This window comes from Micromonospora sp. WMMA1998 (assembly GCF_027497375.1).
GTDB classification, from domain to species: Bacteria; Actinomycetota; Actinomycetes; order Mycobacteriales; family Micromonosporaceae; genus Micromonospora; species Micromonospora sediminicola.
Genome location: NZ_CP114911.1, coordinates 5863003 through 5881754 on the forward strand (window position 1 = coordinate 5863003; position 18752 = coordinate 5881754).

Here is an 18752-nt window from a genome sequence, read left to right on the forward strand (position 1 = left end):
CGACGAAGGAGGCCGCTGATGAGAGCCGGGGGAAGGGGAGCGCCGGGCCGACGACGGCGACGCTGGCCGTGGGCCCTGGCCGGGGTGGTCGTCCTGCTGCTCGTCGCGGGCGCGGTGCTGGTCCGGGCCTACCCCTCGGTCGCCGCGACCACCTGCCCCCGCTGCTACGGGATGGTGCCGGTGCGGGACCGCCTCTATGTCGAACCCGGCCGGTCGGACGCCGACCGGCAGCGGCTCGTCGACGTGTACGACGCGGCGACCCGGCGGGTCGACGACTTCTACCGGGGGCGCCGGAGCGACCCGACGGTGCTCGCCTGCTTCACCCCCGGTTGCTACGAGCGGATCGGGGGCGGTGGCGAGCGGGGGGTCGCCATCCTCGACCAGGCGCTCATGCTCTCGCCCCGTGGCATCGACCCGGTGATCGCCGCGCACGAACTGTCGCACGTCGAGTTCCACGTACGGCTCGGCGCCCGGGCCGGCGACGTTCCCCAGTGGTTCGACGAGGGTCTCGCCGTCCTCGTCGCCGACGACCGGCGCTACCTGCTGCCGCCCACCGAGCCGGACCGCTGCCGCGACGCCTCGCCGGGGCCGCTGCCGGAGACCTTGGACGCCTGGTTGCGGGCCGCCGGGGCCGACGAGCAGGTGTACGCCCGAGCCGCCTGCCGGGTCCACCGGTGGGTGGACGCGCACGGCGGCCCGCCGGCCGTGCTCGACCTGATCGACCGGCTCCGCGCCGGGGGCGACGTCGCCACGCTGCTCACCGACTGACCGAACCCGACCGCACGGCACCCCACCAGTACGACGGGTGACCCGCCTTCCCGGCCCTGGTCGTCGATCTTGAAGTTGTGGCGCCTCTGATGCCCCTTCTACGACTTTTCTGAGGTGCCATAACTCCAAGGTCGACGAAGGGGCGGGAGCGGATCGAGTGCGAGCGGCGGGGTTGTCCACAGGGGCGGACGGGGGCGGGGCCGGGACGGGACAGTGTTCGTGTGTGGGGGTACGGGGAGTTGCTGGCGGGTGGGCTGAGTCGGGGCGCGATCCGCCACCGGGTGGAGGCGGGGCGGCTGAGCCGGCTCGCGCGGGTGTCTACGGGTACGCCGACGACGAGACGAGCCGGCTGCGGGCGATGTTCCGGCGGTTGCCCCCGCACGCTGTGGCGGGATTCCACACCGGCGCCGGGCTGCACCGGTTCGGCGCGGTGCTCAGCGAGCTGGTGCAGGTCATCGTGCCGGCGGGCGGCGCGGTGCCGACCATCCGGGGCGTGGCGGTGCACCAGAGCGTCCTACCGATCGGCGAGGTCGTGGAGATTGCCGGGATACCGTGCGCGTCGGCCGCCCGCTGCGCCGTCGATCTGGCCCGGGTGACGCGCCGGGCGGACGCGCTACCGACGCTGGATCTCTGCCTGCGGGTGGGCGCCTGCGGTCGTGACGAGCTGCGGACAGAGGTCGCGTCCCATGTCGGCCTGCGCGGGGTGCGCCAGGCTGATCGACTGGTCGAGTTGGCCGATCCGCGCGCGGAGTGCCGGCAGGAGAGCCAGTTGCGGCTGCTGCTGATCGACGGCGGGCTCCCGCCACCGGAGCCGCAACTCTGGGTACCCGACGACGTCACGGGGATCTACCGTCTGGACCTGGGCTACCGCAGGCAGCGGGTCGGCGTGGAGTACGACGGCCGCTCCCACTTCGACCAGGACCGTCTGCACCACGACCGTGCCCGCCTCAACTGGCTGGCCGAGCAGGGCTGGCGCATGCGCGTCTACACCGCCGCCGACCTCTACCGTCGACCGGAGCGGATCCTGGGTGCCGTCCGCACCCTCCTTCTCGCCGCTCCGTGATCCGCCCCGCCCTGCCGCACCTCCTAGGCGACGGAAAGGGCTGGGAAGGTGGGAGGCAGCGGGAGGTGGCGGGGATAACGATCATGTAACGGGCGCGAACCTTTTCCGGCCCTTCAGCGGTCTTCCTGGTCATCGGCCCGTCGGGGGCCACGGGAGGGGTCGGATGAGACTGGTATGGAGGCGGGCCAGGGCGGCGCGAGGGCTGCTGGTCGCCGCGATCGCCGCGGCGCTGGTCGCGATCGCCCTGGTGGCCGGTCTCACCGAGTACAACCGCAGGGCGGTCGAGGCCGGCCAGCAGGCGTTGCTCAACGGCGCCCCGCTGGAGGAGCGCAGCCTGCTGCTGACCGGCCCCGCCGGACGTGACGCCGCGGAGGCGGCGGAGCGCGACCGGAAGGTCCGTGACGGCTTCGCCGACGGTTTCGGTGGCGCCCGGGTCGACGTGTACGGGGCCCGGTACGGCTCGGGGCGGCAACTCACCGGCGATCTCGGGCCGAGGCCCCAGGACGACGATCTCGTCTTCGCCAACCTGGCCACCCTCGACGACCTCGCGGCGCACGCCGAGCTGACCGCCGGGGCGTGGCCGGTGGCCGGTGCCCGCCCACTCCAGGTCACGCTGCCGGAAAAGGTCGCCGGCGCGCTCGGCATGGCCGTCGGCGACCGGGTGCCGATGCTCGACCGGAGCACCGACCGGGCCGGCGAGGTGGTGCTCGTCGGCACCTGGCGACCCCGCGACGCCACGGAGGCCTACTGGCAGTTGGCGCCCGGTGTCGGCGCCGGCAGCGCCCCGGCCTCGGACACCTCGTACGGCCCGTTCGTGCTGGACCCGGCGGACTTCACCAGGACCTTTCCGAGCCTGGTGTCCGCGTGGTGGGTGGTGCGCCCGGACCTCGCCAGTGTGGCCGGCCAGGGCCGGCTGCTGGACGTCCGGGACGCGCTCCCGGCAACCGTCGCCGGGGTGCCGGCGGCGGCCGGGCTCGGCGACTCCGCCCAGGTCGTCACCGCGATGGACCGGCTGCTCGGGCGGGCGGCCGGCGCCGACCTGGTGGGCCGGTCCTCGCTGGCCACGCCGGTCCTGCTGATCGTGGTGCTCGGCGGGTACGCCTTGATCCTGGTGGCCGCGCTCCTGCACGCCGACCGGCGCAACCAGACCGCCCTGCTCCGGGCGCGTGGCGCCGCCCGACACCAGTTGGCCGGCTTCGCGGCCCGGGAGGCCGCGCTCGTCGTGCTGCCGGCGGCCGTGGTCGGCCCGTTGGTCGCCGACGCCGCCCTGCAACGGGTCGGCGCGTCCGCCGACGGCGGCCTCACGGCGCTCTGGCTGTCGGCCGCGCTGACCGGGGCCGGATGCCTGGTCGCGATGGTCGCGCCGACGCTGCGGAGCACCGGCACCTACGTCGCCGACATGGCGGCCCGGTCGCGGCCCACCCGGTCCGCCGCCGTGCAGCGGGCCAGTCTGGATCTGGTGCTCGTGGGCTTCGCGGTGCTCGCCTGGACCCAGCTGCGGCAGTACTCGTCGCCGATCTCGGGCGCGGCCGGACGACTGGGCATGGATCCGCTGCTGGTCGCCGCGCCGACGCTCGGCGTCCTCGCCGGCGCCGTGGTGGCGCTGCGCCTGCTGCCGCCAGCGACCCGCTTCGCCGAACGGTTCGTCGACCGCCGGCTGTGGACCGCGACGATTCTGGGCATGTGGCAGGCGGGCCGCCGCCCGCACGCCGGCCCGGTGCTGCTGCTCGCCCTCGCGGTCGGCGGCAGCACGCTGGCCTGGTCGCTGGTGGCCACCGGCGAGCGTTCCCAGGTCGACCAGGCCGACCACGTGGTCGGCGCCGATCTGCGGCTGACCGAGCGCGGCGGGGTCGCTCCGCCCGGTCGGCCGGCGGAGGTCGCGGCGCTGCCGGGCGTCCGGGCGGCCCTTCCCGGGTGGCGGGACGAGATCCGGGTCGGCCGGGCGGACCTGCCCGCAACGGTGGTCAGCCTCGACGCGGCGGGTGCCGCCGGCGTGGTGCGGCTGGACGACCGACTGACGTCGGTGCCGGTGCCGGCGTTGTTCGACCGGATGGTCCGCGCACGCGGCCCGGCCCCGGGAGTCGCGTTGCCCGACGGCACCCGGTCGATCACCGGCACGCTCCGCACCGCCGTACGTGACGCCGTCTCCCCCCAGCGGGTGCAGGTGTGGCTGCTCGTGACCCGCGCGGACGGACTCGCCCTGCGGCTGCCGGTGGGCACCGGGGACGAGTCGGGTCGACGGGTGCCGTTCCGCATCCCGCTCCCCGGCGCCGGTGAGCTGCGGCTGGCCGGGTTCGAGGTCGACGGCGGGGACGTGGCCGGGACCGCGTACCGACTCGGGGTGAACGACCTGCGCGTGGTCGACGCCGCCGGCACGGCCCGGCCGCTGTCCCTGGGCGCCGACTGGAAGGCGATCGGGGCGGCGGCCGGCCCGAGGACCAGGGTCGACGCCACGGCCACCGGCCTCACCGTCGAGAACGACGTCGTGCTGGTGGCCGGCGGGCAGTTCGCGTACCAGGAGTCCTCACGCTTCGCCGTGGTGCCGACGGGCGAGGCCCGTCCGGTCCCCGCGCTGCTGACCCCCGGCGTGCGCGAGGCGCTCAGCCTGCGCCCCGGGGAGACGGTCACCCTCTCGCTGTCGGGGGTGTCGCTGCCGGTGACCGTGGCCGGCGAGGTGGACGCCGTGCCCTCCGCCACCGGCGAGGGCGTGCTGCTGGACATGCCGGCGGCGACCGACTGGCTGATCCGCGAGAGCGGCGCCGTGCGGCCGGTGCAGGAGTGGTGGCTCGGCGCCGACGACGACGGCGTCCGGCAGGCGGCCGGGGAACTGGACGGCGTGACCGTCCTCGACCGGCGCCAGACGGCCGACCGGGCCGCGGCCGATCCGTACTGGCAGGGGGCCCGCACGGGGTTGCTCGTCGCGGCGCTGGGCGCGGTGCTGCTGGCGCTCGTCGGGCTCCTCGTGGACGTGTGGGCCACCGCCCGGCGTCGCCTGGGCGAGTTCGCCGTCCTGCACACGCTCGGCGCCACGCCCCGCCTGCTGGCCCGGGCGCTGCTGGCCGAGCAGACCTTCCTGGCGGGCATCGGGGTCGGCGTCGGGCTGATGCTCGGGGCCGGTGTCGGCGTGACGATGGCCCCGCTGGTCATCCTCACCCCGTCGGCCACCCGGCCGGTGCCCGAGGCGGCCTTCGTCCTGCCGTGGCTGCCGGTCGGGCTCACCGCGGCGGGCCTTCTGCTTGCGGCGCTGGCCTTCAGCGCGTTCATCGCCTTCGGCATCCGGCAGCGGGTGGCGGCGGCACAGCTGCGAATCGGGGGAGACCAGTGACCGGTTGGAGCAGGGCGGCCCGCGACGTGGAGGAGGCACGATGAGCATCGGCGCGGTCGCCCGCCGGGTCCGTGCCTACGGCGGACAGTTCCTGTTGCTCGCCGCCCTGGCGGCGGTCACGTTGGCGCTGATCGCCGGCGTGCCGCGGTTGGTGAACGGACGCACCGAGGCGGGCCTGCAGAGTTTCCTGCGGAGCCAGCCGGCCACCGTCCGCGACGTGACGTACGCGACCGACACGATCTTCAACGCGGGTAACGGCACGTCCCTGATGGAGGCGTTCGCGGCCGACCTGCCGCGGCTGCAGGACGAGATGCCGCCGCCGGTGCGGGCGTTGGTCGACCAGCGGTGGTTCACCGCGGAGACCGACCCGGGCCGGCTGACCGGGCCGGACCTCGCCGCGCGGAACCTCCTGGTCGATCTGAGCCTGCGGAGCATGCCGGGCGTCGCCGAGGCGGGCCGCCTGACCGGCGGGCGCTGGCCGGACCCCACGGCCACGGCCGAGGACCCGGTGGAGATCGCGCTGGCCGCCGAGGTGGCCGGCAAGCTGAACCTGCGGGTCGGCAGCAGGCTCACCCTCGCCGGACCACAGTCGGCGACCCCCGAGGGCGCCCCGGATCCGGTCCGGGCGCTGGTGGTGGGCGTCTACGAGCCCCGCGACCGTGCCGGGGGGTTCTGGGACGGGCTGCCCCAGGCACTTCGCGTCATCGAGCCGCCCGGCGACGGGCAACCGTTCGTCGCGCTCGGCGTGGTCGACCAGGCGACGCTGGACCGGCTCTCCGCCGACGGGTGGGGCCTGCGGTTCGCCTGGCGCTACCGGATGGGCGCGAGCGGGATCCACGCCGTGGACGCGGACCGGCTCATCGGCGACATCGACCGGATGGGCCGGCAGGCCCAGGGCCGCGCGTTCACCCAGGGGCTCGACATCCCGCTTCGGCAGTTCCAGGACCAGGTGGCGTCCGTCCGTACGGTTCTCGCGGTGTCCGCCACCGGCGCGCTGGGCGCGCTGGCCGGCCTGGTGATCCTGGCGGCCGGGCTGACCGTACGCCGCCGGCGTACCGAGTTCACCCTGCTGCGGGCGCGCGGCGGCACCGCCCTCGTCGGAGCCCGGCGCAGTCTGTCCGAGTCGTTGCTGGTGCTGCTGCCGGCAGCCGTCGCCGGTTTCGCGCTCGGGAACCTCGCGCCCGGCCCGGCCGCGGAGTCGGTGCCCACCGCCGCCGTGGCCGCCACCCTGCTGATCGTCCTGGCGCTGCCGCTGGCGACCCTCGCCCTGCCGACCGGCGTCGCGCAGCGGCGGGACCTGGTGACCATGCGTCCGTCCGCCCGACGGATCACCATGGAGGCCGGGCTGGTGCTGCTCGCCGTGATCGGCGTGCTGCTGCTGCGCCGGCGTGGTCTGGTGCCGGGCGTGGTGGACCCGCTCCTGGTGTCGGTTCCGGTGCTGCTCGCGGTCGCCGCGGCGGTGCTGACGATCCGGCTGTACCCGTGGCCGCTGCGACTGCTCGGCCGACTGGCCGCCCGGACCCGGGGCAGCGTCGCCTTCCTCGGCTCCGCGCGCGGCGCCCGCGCCGTGGTCACCACACCGCTGGTGGTCGTGGTGCTGGCGGTCGCCAGCGCCGCCTTCTGCGGTGTGGTCGCCGCCGGGGTGGAGGCGAGCCGGGACCGGGTGGCCGCGCGGCAGGTGCCGGCGGACGGGCTGATCCGGGGTGAGCGGCTCGCCCCGGACACCGGTGCGGAGCTGGCGCGGCTGCCGGGCGTACGGCGGGCCTCCCCGATCCTGCAGGAGGCGGGCCAACGGCTCGCCACCGACGAGGACGGCACCGACCTGCGGGTCGGTGAGGTGAGCGTGTTGCTGGTGAACGGGCCGGAGCTGGACGCCCTGGTCCGGGACGCCGACGTGCCGGTCGGGGTGCCGGACGCGCTGCTCGGCAGCGGCGACGCGGGACCGCTGCCGGCGGTCGTGTCGCCGGCGGTCGCGGCGGATCTGGCCGCCGCCGGCCGCGACGGCTCCGCCTTCGTCGGTGTGCAGGGGCAGCGGTACGAGTTCCGGGTGGCCGCGCGGGCGGACAGCTTCCCGCTGCTGCGCGGCGAGACGACCCGGTTCGTCGTCCTGCCGTGGCAGCAACTGCCCCGCCGGACGACCGACGTGACGCCGACCGGCTTCCTGGTGGCCGGCGACCGGCTCGACGTGTCGGAGCTGCGCCGGGTCGGCAACGAGGGGCAGCGCCGCTTCGCGCGGGAGGGGACGATCGTCGGACGGGAACAACCGCTCGACGTCGAGGTGACCACCTGGACCCAGGCGCGTCGGCAGGTCGGCGAGGGCGGGGTGAACGCGGTCCTGGGCTTTGGCTTCACCGCCGGCGCCGTCGTCGGAACGGCGTTGGGCCTGCTGGCCGTCGCGTTCGTGGTACTGGCCGGCGCCCGCGCCCGGGGGCAGGCACTGTCCCAGCTGCGCACGCTGGGCCTGTCCCGGGGCCAGTCGCGTGGGCTGCTGCTGGTGGAACTCGGTCCGTTGGTCGGCGTGGCGGTGGTCACCGGCGCGGTGGTCGGGGCGCTGCTGCCGCTCCTGCTCAATCCGGTGCTCGGCCTGTCCGCCTTCACCGGCGGCGCACCCGTCGAGGTGGCGTTCGAACCACGCCTGGTCGTCGGCGTCGTCGTGCTCGGTGCGGTCGCCCTCGGCTTCGCGATCGTCGTCGAGGCCCTGAACAACCGTCGGACGCGCCTCGGCGAGGCGCTCCGGCTCGGAGAGGAGAGCTGATGACCACTACCGCGAGCACCGCGACGGTGCCGGACCTGGCCGCGCTCCAGCGGCAGGCCGCCCGCCGGGCGGCCGAGCGCGCCGGCGGAGAGGACCGCCTGCGCGGGCACATCGTCTGCGACGGCCTGGTCCGCATCTTCAAGACCGAGGGCGTCGAGGTCGTCGCCCTGCAGGGACTCGACCTGGTCATCGACCGGGGTGAGCTGGTCGCGATCGTCGGCGCCTCCGGCTCCGGCAAGTCCACCCTGCTGAACATCCTGTCCGGGTTGGACACGCCGACCGCCGGCATCGCCCGGGTCGCCGACTACGACCTGCTCGCCCTGTCGCACTCCAAGCGGCTGGCGTACCGGCGGGAGATGGTCGGCTTCATCTGGCAGCAGACCGGCCGCAACCTGCTGCCGTACCTGAGCGCGGTGGAGAACGTGGAGCTGCCGATGAAGCTGGCCGGGCGGCACGGCGGCCGGCGGGAGCGGCGGGAGCGGGCGCGCCGGCTGCTCGACCTGGTCGGGGTCGGCTACTGCGCGGACCGTCGACCGGGGCAGATGAGCGGCGGCGAGCAGCAGCGGTGCGCGGTGGCCGTGGCGGTGGCCAACGACCCGGAGATCCTCTTCGCCGACGAGCCGACCGGCGAGCTGGACGAGGCCACCGGCGCGGAGGTGTTCGCCGCGCTGCGCACCATCAACGCCGAGCTGGGGGTGACCATCGTGGTGGTCACCCACGACCACGCCGTGGCCGGGCAGGTCCGCCGGACCGTCGCCATCCGCGACGGGCGGACCGCCTCCGAGGTACGCCGAACCGCGCGGGTCACCGCCGACGGCGGCACCGAGCTGGTCAGCGAGGAGTACGCGGTGCTCGACCGGACCGGCCGGATGCAGTTGCCGGCGCCGTTCGTGGAGGCGCTGTCGCTGCGGGACCGGGTCCGGCTCAACCTGGAACCCGACCACGTCGAGGTGCGGCCCGGCGACCGGACGCACGCCGAGGAGAGTGAGTGATGACCGAGCAGACCGTGGTGCTGCCGGCGACGAGCGTCGAGGACGTGGTACGGGTCGAGGGGGTGAGTCGCACCTTCGGCCGGGGCGAGCACGCGGTGCACGCCGTGCGGGACGTGTCGTTCACCGCCCGGCGCGGCGAGCTGGTCGCGGTGCGGGGCCGCTCCGGCGCCGGCAAGACCACGCTGCTGAACATGGTCGGCGGCCTGGACCGGCCGGACGCAGGGCGGATCGAGGTGGCCGGGCGCGAGGTCAGCGCCGCCGGGGAGAAGGAGCTGCTGGCGCTGCGCCGGGGCACCGTCGGCTTCGTCTTCCAGACGTTCGGGCTGGTGCCGATCCTGTCCGCGGCCGAGAACGTCGGGGTGCCGCTGCGGCTGGCCAAGGTGCCGGCGGCCGAGCGGGAGCAGCGGGTGGCGGTGCTGCTGGAGCTGGTCGGGCTGGGCGGGCACGCCACGCAGCGCCCGTACGAGCTGTCCGGCGGGCAGCAGCAGCGGGTGGCGGTCGCCCGGGCACTGGCCAACGAGCCGGACCTGCTCATCGCCGACGAGCCGACCGGCCAGCTCGACTCCGAGACCGGCCGCTCGATCATGGACCTGCTCCGGGCCGTGGTGCACGCCCGGGGCATGACCGCGCTGGTCGCCACGCACGACCCGGCGCTGATCGAGATGGCCGACCGGACCCTCACGCTGCGCGACGGCCGGCTGGTGGTCGACTGATCCGTCCCGCCGGCCGGGTCAGAGCGCCAGCTTCATGCCCTCGTGGCTGGCGACGAAGCCCAGGCCGCGATAGAACCGGTGCGCGTCGGCGCGCTGCTTGTCGGTGGTGAGCTGCACCAACGCGCAGCCGCGGGCCCGAGCCTGGTCGATCGCCCAGCGCATCATGACCCGGCCCAGCCCCCGGCCGCGCAGGTCGGAGCGGACCCGCACGGACTCGATCAGGCACCGTTCCGCGCCGTGCCGGCCCAGCCCGGGGATGTACGTGAGCTGGAAACAGCCGGCCGGCTCGCCGTCGACCTCGGCGACGACCAGGTGGTTACGGGGGTCGGCGTCGAGGTCGGCGAAGGCCCGCTCGTAGGCGGCGTCCACCTCGGGGAGGTCGCGGTCGCGGCCCAGCACGTCGTCGGCGAGCAGGGCGAGCACGGCCGGCAGGTCGGCCCGGGTGGCGTCCCGGAAGATCACATCGGTCACCCCGGCAGCCTGGCACAGCGACACCGGGCGATGGGCATGCGGCGCTTGCCGGCACCGGGCAGCATGACGCCATGGACCTCCTGCTGCCGTTCCGCTGGATCTACCGGGGCCTGGTCTGGTTCGCCAACTCGCCGCGCACGCTGATCACGTCGTACCTGCTGATGATCGTGGTGGCGGGCGTGCTCTACAGCCACTTCGAGCACAAGAGCGCCCCGGATTCGGTCTGGTGGGCGGTGGTGACCGCGTCGACCGTCGGGTACGGCGACATCTCCCCGACCACGTTCGGCGGCCGGGTCCTGGCCGCGCTGCTCATCTCCACCATGGTGCTGCTGGTGATCCCGCTGATCACCGCGCACTTCGCCAGCCGGCTGATCGTCGACGACGACGCGTTCGAGCACGCCGAGCAGGAGGAGCTGAAGGCGGACGTGCGGCGGCTGCGGGTCCTGGTCGAGGAGATGGCCGCCCGGCAGGGCGTCGTGCTGCCCGAGGTCGCGCCCGGCGACCGCCGCCGCCGGCGCCGGTGAGGCCCGCCGCGCAGCCGTGCCGACCGGCTGCGCGGCGCCCACCACCGGTGGACCGCGCCGTCACCGGGCGGGGCAGCGCAGCCCCTCCCGGGGAACGGCGAGCGAGATCAGGTACGCGTCGACGGCCGCGGTCACGCACGAGGTCTGCGGGTAGGCGGTGTGCCCCTCGCCCTCCCAGGTGAGCACCCGACCGACGCCCAGCATCGAGGCCAGCGCGGCGGTCTGCTCGTAGGGCGTGGCCGGGTCGCCGGTGGTGCCGACCACCAGGATCGGCGGCGCGCCGGTCGCCCGCCCGGTCGGGTAGGGGTCGCGCCCGCCGGGCCACTCCACACAGCCGAGCATCCCCACGGCCAGCGCCGGACCGAACAGCGGGTATTTCTGCCGCCACTGCGACTGCAACGACCGCACCTTCTCCCGGGTCGGCTTCTCGGTCTCGTCCGCGCAGTTGACCGCCAGGTTGGCGTCGAACAGGTTGGAGTAGTGGCCGTCGTCCTCGCGACCCGCGTACGCGTCGGCCAGCTTGAACACCCCGTCCGGGTCGCCGCCCCGCAGGTCGTCGATCGCCCCGGCCAGCTCCTGCCAGCCCTGCTCGGTGTAGAGGGAGGAGATCACCGCGTAGAACACCCAGCCGGCGGTGGCCTCCCGGCCGTCCTGGCCGCGTACCGGGGAGGTGGTGGCCTTGTCGATCGCGGCGGTGACCGCGCCGCGGGCGTCCGGCGCGATCGGGCAGCGGCCGGCGTTCGCCGCGCACCACCGGGAGAAGTTGTCGAACGCCCGCTCGAATCCCTTCGCCTGGCTCTCCGACCCGGCGATCAGCTTCTGCCGCGGGTCGACCGCGCCGTCGAGCACCAGGGCCCGCACCCGCTGCGGGTAGAGCTGGGCGTAGGTGGCGCCGAGCAGGGTGCCGTAGGAGTAGCCGAGGTAGGTGAGCTTGTCGTCGCCGACCGCCGCGCGGACCGCGTCCATGTCCCGCGCGGCCTGCTCGGTGCCGTAGAGCGGCAGCTGGTCGCCGTACTTGGCGCCGCACCGCTGACCGATGCGCCGGTTGAGGTCGACGAGGCCGTCGAAGGACGCCTGGCTCTCCGGGTCGGGGGCGTAGCCGAAGCTGGCGTCCAGGTCGGCGTCGGGGATGCACTTCACCGGGCTGGACCGGGCCACCCCGCGCGGGTCGAAGCCGACGATGTCGAACCGGTCGGTGACCGCGGTCGGCAGACCACCGAACGCCGGGCCGAAGGAGAGATAGACCGCCGTGTCGACGCCCGACGCGCCGGGGCCGCCCGGGTTCACCACCAGCGACCCGATCCGGTCGCGCTGCTTGGTGGAGCGGATCCGGATCAGCGCGATCTCGAACGTCTCGCCGGTGCCCGGCCCGGCGGTGGCGCCGGTCGTCGCCCCGGTGCCCCAGTTTCGGGGCACGGCGATCCGGGCGCACTCGTAACGCATGTCGGCCGCGCCCCGGCCGACCAGCTCGTCGGGCACCTCCGGGCAGGACCGCCAGGTGGGCGCGCTGCCCGGCGGGGCCGCCTCGCCCTCACTCTCGGCGCGCGGGGCGAACGCCGGCAGCGTGCAGCCGGCGGTGAGGACCACCGCGGCCACGAACGCGGCCAGCGTGGGGCGGAACCGGCGGGTCCGGTCGGGGAAGCCTGTCACGTGGGCGCCTTCCATGATCGTGTCGACCGCCAGGCTACGCCCGGCCGGTGGCGTCGCTCACCGTCGCCGCCGGATCCCCGCGCAGCACCTCGTCGACGTCGTAGCGGATCGGCCGGTCGAGCTGGCCGTAGTCGCAGGAGCGCGGGTCGCGGTCGGGCCGCCAGCGCAGGAACCGGGCGGTGTGCCGCAGCCGGTCGCCCTCCATCGCGTCGTAGGCCACCTCCACCACCAGCTCGGGGCGCAACGGCTCCCACTCCAGGTTCTTGCCGCCGGTCCACCGGCTCACCCCGCCCGGGATGCGTTGCCCCCGCTCGTGGTCGCCGTGCACCCACGGGTGACCGCCACCCACCTCGCGATAGGGCTCCAACTCGTCGAGCAGCTCCTGGCGGCGGGCCATGGTGAACGAGGAGCTGACACCGATGTGGTGCAGCACCCCGCCGTCGTCGTGGAGGCCGAGCAGCAGCGAGCCCACCACCGGACCGGACTTGTGCCAGCGGAAGCCGGCCACCACCGCGTCCATGGTGCGCGCGTGCTTGACCTTGGCCATCAACCGCTTGCCCGGCTCGTAGGGCAGGTCGGCCGGTTTGACGATGAGACCGTCCAGCCCGGCGCCCTCGAACACCTCGAACCAGCGCCGGGCCGTCTCCGGGTCGGTGGTCACCTGCGTCACGTGCACCGGCGGGCGGACCCCGGCCAGGGCCCGCTCCAACCGCTCCCGGCGCCGCGGGTAGGGCCGGTCGGTGAGCAGCTCGTCGTCCAGCGCGAGCAGGTCGAACGCGACGAAGTCGGCCGGGGTGGTCTCGGCCAGCAGCTTCACCCGGGAGGCGGCCGGGTGGATCCGCTGGGCCAGCAGTTCGAAGTCGAGCCGCGGCTGCCCGCCGGGGCCGTCCCGACGGATCACGATCAGCTCGCCGTCGACCGCGCACCGGGGCGGGAGCTGGCGGAGCGCCTGCTCGACCACCTCGGGGAAGTAGCGGGTCATCGACTTGCCGCCCCGGCTGGCCAGCTCGACCTCGTCGCCGTCGCGGAAGATGATGCAGCGGAAGCCGTCCCACTTCGGCTCGTACGTCAGGCCGGGATCGGTGGGCAGCTCGGCCACGCTCTTGGCCAGCATCGGCTCGACCGGGGGGTTGATCGGCAGGTCCACGGCGACCAGTCAACCAGACCCCACCGACGGTGGTGAGCCAGATCACCACCCGCGCCGGGCGGCGTGTCCCGCCCCGGCCCTGTTCGTCACCGCCGCCCGGATGATGGAACCGCAGGTCAGAGCTACCGTCGCGGCGTGCCGGAGTGGAGTTGCGGATGCTGCGGGCGCTGGCGGGTCAGCGTCGAGCTGGTGCGCGGGCGCTACCGCTACCGGCTGGCGCACCGCTACCCGCCGGAGCACGGCGGCGGCGCGAACGTCGTCGGCGAGGTCGGCTCGGTGACCGAGCTGGAACGGCTGCTCCGCCGGTACGCCCCGGTCGGCCTGGCCGACCTCCACGAGGCCGCCTGACCCGCCGGCCGCCCCGGGCTGCCGCCGGCGCCCCCGACGTCAGCCGTGCGGGATCCGGCGGGCGGCTGGGCGGGCGTAGGGTGGGGCGAACTGTCCACGGGGGAGGGACGCCATGCGGTTCGTCGAGTCCGTCGAGATCGCCGCCGACGTCGACCAGGTCTGGGCGGTGCAGAGCGACGTCGAGCGCTGGCCCGAGTGGACGCCCTCGGTCACCGCCGCCCGTCGCCTGGAGCCCGGCCCGCTCGCCCTCGGTTCGACCACCCGGTTGACACAGCCCCGGCTGCGGCCGGCGGTCTGGCGGGTCACCGAGATCGACCCGCCGTACGCGTTCGTCTGGGAGTCCGCGAGCCCGGGCGTGCGCAGTCGGGGCGAGCACCGCCTGGTGCGGCTGGCCGACGGGCGGACCCGGGCCGAGCTGACGCTGACGCAGAGCGGCCCGCTGGCCGGGCTGGTCGGGCTGCTCGGCGGCTCGACCATGCGCCGCTACCTGCGGCAGGAGGCGGACGGCCTCAGGCGTCGCTGCGAGCGGGGCTGAGCTTCTCCAGCACCGCCAGGCCGTTGCCGTTCTCGTCCGGGCGGTGGGTCACCACCCGGTAGCCGCGCCGGGCGTACAGCCCCAGGTTCTCCGCGCTCTGCGCGCCGGTGAACAGCGCGAACCGGGCCACCCGGCCGGCGCAGGCCTGCTCGACCGCGGCGAGCAGCCGGCCGCCGACGCCGTGTCCCTGCTGGTCCGGGGCGACCGAGAGACGGCCGACGTGGGCGGTGTCCCCGTCGATGCGGGCCCGCACCGAGCCGACCAGGCGGGGGCCGCGGCGGGCGGCGAGCACCACGTCCGGGCCGGTCAGCGCCGCCCGGACCTCGTCCAGCGTCTCGGTGAGCGGGGGCAGGAACACGTCCCGGTAGCGCTGCGCCTCGACCAGGTAGGCGGCGCGTTGCACGGTGAGGATCTCGCCGGCGTCGGCGACGACGGCGGGGGCGATGGTCACGTCGGTCACCGGCACAGCTCACCACAACCGGCCCGGGCGGGTCGTACCCTGGCGGGTGTGCAGAGGTCCGAACTGACGTACGCCGAGGTGGGTGCGACCCGCGGCGGCGACCTGCCGGCCGGCTACCACCACCTGCGCCACCGGGTCCGGCTGCCCGACGGCGGCTTCCCGCTCGCGGCGGACGCGGTCCTCGGCTGGCGGCTGCACCGCGCCGCCGGCGTGGTGATGCGCACCGACGCCCCGCGCGCCGCCCCCGGCGTCCGGGTCACCCCGGGGCTGGGCGTCGGCCCGGCGCGGCTCTGGGGGCCGACCGAGGTGGTCTGGACGGTGGACGAGCCGGACCGGGCCGGGTTCGGCTACGGCACCCTGCCCGGGCACCCGGAGATCGGCGAGGAGGCGTTCCTGGTCACCCGGGGCCCCGACGGCACCTGGTTCGAGGTGACCGCGTTCAGCCGGCCGGCCCGCTGGTACGTGCGCGCCGCCGGCCCAGTCACCCGGGGCTTCCAACTGGGGTACGCCTGGTGGTTGGGGCGTACGCTGCGCCGGCTGTGCGCCCGCCGGTGAGCGGTCAGTAGCGGGCGAAGGAACGGATCGGGGCGCGCGGGCCGTACTTCGGCGCCTGGATCCCGGCCGCCTCCAGCAGCACGCACACCCGACCCCGGTGCCCCCGGAACGGTTCCAGCAGCGCCAGCATCCGGGCGTCGTCGCCGCGCGGTTCCCCGGCCAGCGCCCAGGCCACCGTGTTCGGCACGTGGTAGTCGCCGACGCTGACCGCGTCCGGGTCCCCGTACGCGATCCGCACCACCTCGGCGGCGGTCCACGGCCCGATGCCGGGGACGGCGGTGAGCCGGCGGGTGGCCTCGGCCGCGTCGGCGCAGCGTTCCAGCCGGTCCGCTACGGCGGCGGCGCGCCGCAGCGTGTCGGCCCGCCGCTGCTCGACCCCGAACGGGTGGAAGACCCAGTACGGCGTGGCCGCCACCGCGGCCGGCTCGGGCGGCAGCAGCAGCGGTTGCAGCGGGCCCGGCGCCGCCTCGCGGAAGTGCCGCACGGTCGCCGCGTACGCCCGGTAGGCCTCCTTGCCGGTGACCTTCTGCTCGAACACCGCCCGCAGCAGCCGGGGGAAGACCTGACCGGTGGCGGGCATCCGCAGCCCGTGGTGCTCGTGGGCCAGCCGGGCGACCAACGGGTGCGCGGCGGCCAGCGCGGCGAACCCGGTCAGGTCGTCGCGCAGCCCGGCCACCCGGTCGGCCCGCTCGAGAACCCACGCCGCGCCCGGCCCGTACCCCTCGGCGACCAGGTCGCCGGCCTCCGGACGCAGCGCCAGGGTGGCCGGCCCGTCCGGGGTGCGGGTGGCCCACCAGAAGCTCCCGGCGGCGATCCGCGCGCACGGGTCGTACGGGCTGAAGGTCAGCGCGCGCACCGAGGCGGCCAGTCGGTAGCCGGCCGGAGGGCGCAGCGTCCGGCGGGCGGCGGGCGAGGTCACCCCGCCACTCTGCCACGCGGCCCGGCCGTGACGGCCGACACCGCCGCTCGGGGCGCGGCGGTGCTCGTGCCGGAAGGCGGGGCGATGCCGGTACGCCCCGCCTTCCGGGTCCACGACGGTGACCGGCCGCGCCCTCCCCGGCGGCGACCGGTCACCGTGAACAGGTGCGTCAGTACGAGTAGGTCGAGCCGCCGCCCGAGTCGCCGTCGCCCGACGCCGGCGGGGCGACCGGCTTCGGCGTGCCGGTCGGCAGGCAGGTCAGGTTCTTCTTGCCGTTGGGGTCGACCACGAACCAGGTGCCGCCGACGCCCTGGCCCTTCCACTGGCCCGGCTTCTTGTCCCCGATGTAGCGGTAGACCGGCCAGTCCCCGATGGTGATCTGCCGGGTGCCGTCCTGTCGGGTGACCGTGCCGACCTTGTCGTCCGAGACGCCCTGCAGCTGCGGGTTGCCGTCGGTCAGCGCCGGCGGCCACACCTCGGCGCACTTGTCCACGCAGTTGGACTGCGCCGGGTCGGCCGAGTCCTTGTCGAACCGGTACAGCACCCAGCCGTCCTGGTCGGTGACGACCTGGCCCATCCGGGGCAGCTTTTTGCCGACCAGCTCGTCGGTGAGCTTCACGTCGGACGGGGGTGCCTGGTCGGCGGCGGGCGCCTCGGGTGCCGCCGACGCCTCCGGTTCGGCCGCCGCGGTCGGTTCGGCCGCGGCGACGGCCACCGGCTCCGCCGCGCCCGAGTTCGCCCCGTTGTAGCCCGCGGGGGCGCAGGCCGTCAGTGCGACCATCGCGCTCGCGACGATGACGGTCGTCCGCTTGTGGTGTGCCACGTGCCCTCCTCGATTCTGGCAGTTCGTCGGGTAGTACGGGCAGCGGCGCTGTCAAGGTTGAAGTCAAAACGGTGGTCCATTTCACAGTGGACCCGTTGAACCGTTCCGTCCCGGCGCGCGTGCGGCAGCGCGAGGGGACGGAACGAAAACGACGCGACGGCGCCAGGCGGTCAGGCCGCCCGGCGCCGTCGGCGCGGTGCACTCAGAGGTCGGAGACGGTCACCAGCGGGCTCGCCACCCCGTTGACGTCGACCGACTGCACCTGGACCTTCTCGATGTCGCCGAGCGGGGCCGAGGTGGACGCGCTCAACTGCAACGTGAGCGGGTTCTGGTTGGTGCCGTAGCCGTTGCCCGGCACCGACCAGGTGGACACCACCTCGCTCGTGGCGTTCTTGCGCACCACCACCAGCCGGCAGGTGCGCGGCCCCGGCAGGCGGCCGAGCTGCACCGCGATCTGCGTGCCGTACTCCTTCTTCGCCAGCCACATGGTGGTCTGCACGCCGGTGCCGGGGTCGGTGGCGCTGTGCTCTTCGCCCTCGATCTCCTTGTCGCCGCCGACGCCCGGGGCGTTCGGGTCGGCCGGGCCGCTGCTCGGCGCCGAGGTCGGCACGGGCGGCGTCGGCTCGGCCTGGGGCACCGGCGGCGAGTCGTCGCCGAGCATGCCGGCCGCGACGCCGCTCAGGCCGCCGAAGACCACCACGGCCGCCGCCGTGGCCAGCAACTGCCGGACCCGGGTACGCCGGCGGTCCCGCCGCACGGCCACCAGCGTCCGGTCCAGCAGCGCCGGGTCGGTGTGGGTCTGCTCCAGCGCGGCCATCGCCTCGCCGTCGATGCCGGAGAGCAGCCCCACCACCGGGACCATCGTCTCCAACTCCGCCGCGCACGCCCAGCAGGTGGCCAGGTGCTCCTCGAACCGCTCCGTGTCCTGCGGGTCCAGCACGCCGAGCGCGTACGCGGCGACGTCCATGTGGTCGGCCCGGCTCATTCCGTCACCCCCCTCTCCTGCAGAGCCGTGCGCAGCGCGCGCAGCGCGTAGTAGACCCGTGACTTCGCGGTGCCGAGCGGAAGGCCCAGCTCCTCGGCCGCCTCGGGTACGGTACGACCCCGGAAGTACGTCGCCACCAGGATCTCCCGGTGGGACTGGCTCAGCGTACGCAGCGCGTCCGCCACGGTCATCGTGCGCAACACCCGGTCGGTGCTGTCCGCCTCCGCGAACGCGGTCAGGTCCCGGTCGTACGTCTCCGCCGGCCGGGCCTGCTCACTGCGGTGCTCGTCGATCGCGATCCGCCGGGCCACCGTCACCAGCCACGGCCGCAGCGAGCCCTGACCACCCTGCACGCCGAGGCGGTGCGCGTTGCGCCAGGCCCGCAGCAGCGTCTCCTGCACGATGTCCTCGGCGCGCTGCCGGTCCCCGCCGGTCAGCCGCATCACGAACATCAGCAGCGGCCCGGCGTGCTCCGCGTAGAGCAGCCGGATCAGCTGGTCCGAGTGGCTGGCCTCGGCGGAGGTCGCCTGGTGGCGTCCGGGGGCGGGTCGCGGCGGCACCGGGTCATTCTGGCGATCCGCGGGGCGGGCGTCGACCCCCCGTCCCGAGCGCGACGCGCGCGAGTGTGGCTGCGCCCGGGCGAACATCCACTCGGGCCTCGCCACCTCGCCGTGCCAGCCGGCCGCCACCGCATGCATGCAGACCTCCGGTGTCCAATG

The 18752-nt window shown here is 75.1% G+C and carries 18 protein-coding genes; 10 read left to right on the plus strand and 8 right to left on the minus strand.

What is annotated here, in order from left to right; all coding sequences use genetic code 11:
- The first annotated feature begins 18 nt into the window (after window positions 1-18).
- The 6 genes from O7600_RS27285 to O7600_RS27310 all read left to right on the plus strand — a co-directional run bounded on the left by O7600_RS27285 (window position 19) and on the right by O7600_RS27310 (window position 9616).
- Complete coding sequence (locus O7600_RS27285; RefSeq protein WP_281591261.1) at window positions 19-768, plus strand: hypothetical protein; 750 nt, start codon at window positions 19-21, stop codon at window positions 766-768.
- 370 nt (window positions 769-1138) lie between these two features.
- Window positions 1139-1831 carry a DUF559 domain-containing protein gene (locus tag O7600_RS27290; RefSeq protein WP_281591262.1) on the plus strand — a complete coding sequence of 231 codons (693 nt, stop codon included), beginning with the start codon at window positions 1139-1141 and terminating at the stop codon, window positions 1829-1831.
- A 163-nt stretch (window positions 1832-1994) separates the two neighbouring features.
- A complete protein-coding gene (locus tag O7600_RS27295) occupies window positions 1995-5156 on the plus strand; it encodes an ABC transporter permease (protein WP_281591263.1) in 3162 nt (1053 codons plus the stop codon).
- Window positions 5157-5196: 40 nt separating this feature from the next.
- Window positions 5197-7911 (plus strand): FtsX-like permease family protein, encoded by a 2715-nt coding sequence (locus tag O7600_RS27300; RefSeq protein ID WP_281591264.1) that lies wholly within the window; start codon window positions 5197-5199, stop codon window positions 7909-7911.
- Window positions 7911-8903 carry an ABC transporter ATP-binding protein gene (locus tag O7600_RS27305; RefSeq protein ID WP_281591265.1) on the plus strand — a complete coding sequence of 331 codons (993 nt, stop codon included), beginning with the start codon at window positions 7911-7913 and terminating at the stop codon, window positions 8901-8903. The genes O7600_RS27300 and O7600_RS27305 overlap by 1 nt, the downstream gene beginning before the upstream one ends.
- Window positions 8903-9616, plus strand: a complete 714-nt coding sequence (locus O7600_RS27310) for an ABC transporter ATP-binding protein (protein ID WP_281591266.1) — start codon at window positions 8903-8905, stop codon at window positions 9614-9616. The genes O7600_RS27305 and O7600_RS27310 overlap by 1 nt, the downstream gene beginning before the upstream one ends.
- An 18-nt stretch (window positions 9617-9634) precedes the next feature.
- On the opposite strand, the gene O7600_RS27315 is transcribed toward O7600_RS27310, so the two are convergent.
- Complete coding sequence (locus tag O7600_RS27315) at window positions 9635-10087, minus strand: GNAT family N-acetyltransferase (protein ID WP_281591267.1); 453 nt, start codon at window positions 10085-10087, stop codon at window positions 9635-9637.
- A gap of 71 nt (window positions 10088-10158) precedes the next feature.
- On the opposite strand from O7600_RS27315, the gene O7600_RS27320 reads away from it, so the two are divergent.
- Window positions 10159-10611 carry a potassium channel family protein gene (locus tag O7600_RS27320; RefSeq protein WP_281591268.1) on the plus strand — a complete coding sequence of 151 codons (453 nt, stop codon included), beginning with the start codon at window positions 10159-10161 and terminating at the stop codon, window positions 10609-10611.
- Between the two features lie 60 nt (window positions 10612-10671).
- On the opposite strand, the gene O7600_RS27325 is transcribed toward O7600_RS27320, so the two are convergent.
- Both O7600_RS27325 and O7600_RS27330 read right to left on the minus strand, forming a co-directional pair.
- Window positions 10672-12261, minus strand: a complete 1590-nt coding sequence (locus tag O7600_RS27325; protein WP_281591269.1) for an alpha/beta hydrolase — start codon at window positions 12259-12261, stop codon at window positions 10672-10674.
- 34 nt (window positions 12262-12295) lie between these two features.
- The gene (locus tag O7600_RS27330; RefSeq protein WP_281591270.1) at window positions 12296-13408 is read right to left on the minus strand and encodes an ATP-dependent DNA ligase; all 1113 of its coding nucleotides are present in this window, start codon (window positions 13406-13408) and stop codon (window positions 12296-12298) included.
- A gap of 135 nt (window positions 13409-13543) precedes the next feature.
- Between O7600_RS27330 and O7600_RS27335 the strand changes: the two genes are divergently transcribed.
- Both O7600_RS27335 and O7600_RS27340 read left to right on the plus strand, forming a co-directional pair.
- Window positions 13544-13756: a hypothetical protein gene (locus O7600_RS27335; RefSeq protein WP_281591271.1), complete on the plus strand. Its 213-nt coding sequence runs from the start codon at window positions 13544-13546 to the stop codon at window positions 13754-13756.
- A gap of 112 nt (window positions 13757-13868) precedes the next feature.
- Window positions 13869-14291 carry an SRPBCC family protein gene (locus O7600_RS27340; protein WP_281591272.1) on the plus strand — a complete coding sequence of 141 codons (423 nt, stop codon included), beginning with the start codon at window positions 13869-13871 and terminating at the stop codon, window positions 14289-14291.
- Here O7600_RS27340 and O7600_RS27345 read toward each other — a convergent pair.
- Window positions 14266-14751, minus strand: a complete 486-nt coding sequence (locus tag O7600_RS27345) for a GNAT family N-acetyltransferase (RefSeq protein ID WP_281591273.1) — start codon at window positions 14749-14751, stop codon at window positions 14266-14268. The genes O7600_RS27340 and O7600_RS27345 overlap by 26 nt on opposite strands.
- Window positions 14752-14799: 48 nt before the next feature.
- Between O7600_RS27345 and O7600_RS27350 the strand changes: the two genes are divergently transcribed.
- A complete protein-coding gene (locus tag O7600_RS27350) occupies window positions 14800-15306 on the plus strand; it encodes a DUF1990 domain-containing protein (protein ID WP_281591274.1) in 507 nt (168 codons plus the stop codon).
- Window positions 15307-15310: 4 nt separating this feature from the next.
- On the opposite strand, the gene O7600_RS27355 is transcribed toward O7600_RS27350, so the two are convergent.
- The 4 genes from O7600_RS27355 to O7600_RS27370 form a co-directional block, all read right to left on the minus strand.
- The gene (locus O7600_RS27355) at window positions 15311-16225 is read right to left on the minus strand and encodes a DNA-3-methyladenine glycosylase (protein ID WP_091579346.1); all 915 of its coding nucleotides are present in this window, start codon (window positions 16223-16225) and stop codon (window positions 15311-15313) included.
- A 169-nt stretch (window positions 16226-16394) separates the two neighbouring features.
- Window positions 16395-17048, minus strand: a complete 654-nt coding sequence (locus O7600_RS27360) for a hypothetical protein (RefSeq protein WP_281591275.1) — start codon at window positions 17046-17048, stop codon at window positions 16395-16397.
- 202 nt (window positions 17049-17250) lie between these two features.
- Window positions 17251-18033, minus strand: coding sequence for a zf-HC2 domain-containing protein (locus tag O7600_RS27365; protein WP_281591276.1), 783 nt, complete (start codon window positions 18031-18033; stop codon window positions 17251-17253).
- Window positions 18030-18731 (minus strand): sigma-70 family RNA polymerase sigma factor, encoded by a 702-nt coding sequence (locus O7600_RS27370; RefSeq protein ID WP_091579334.1) that lies wholly within the window; start codon window positions 18729-18731, stop codon window positions 18030-18032. The genes O7600_RS27365 and O7600_RS27370 overlap by 4 nt, the downstream gene beginning before the upstream one ends.
- Between the last annotated feature and the right edge of the window lie 21 nt (window positions 18732-18752).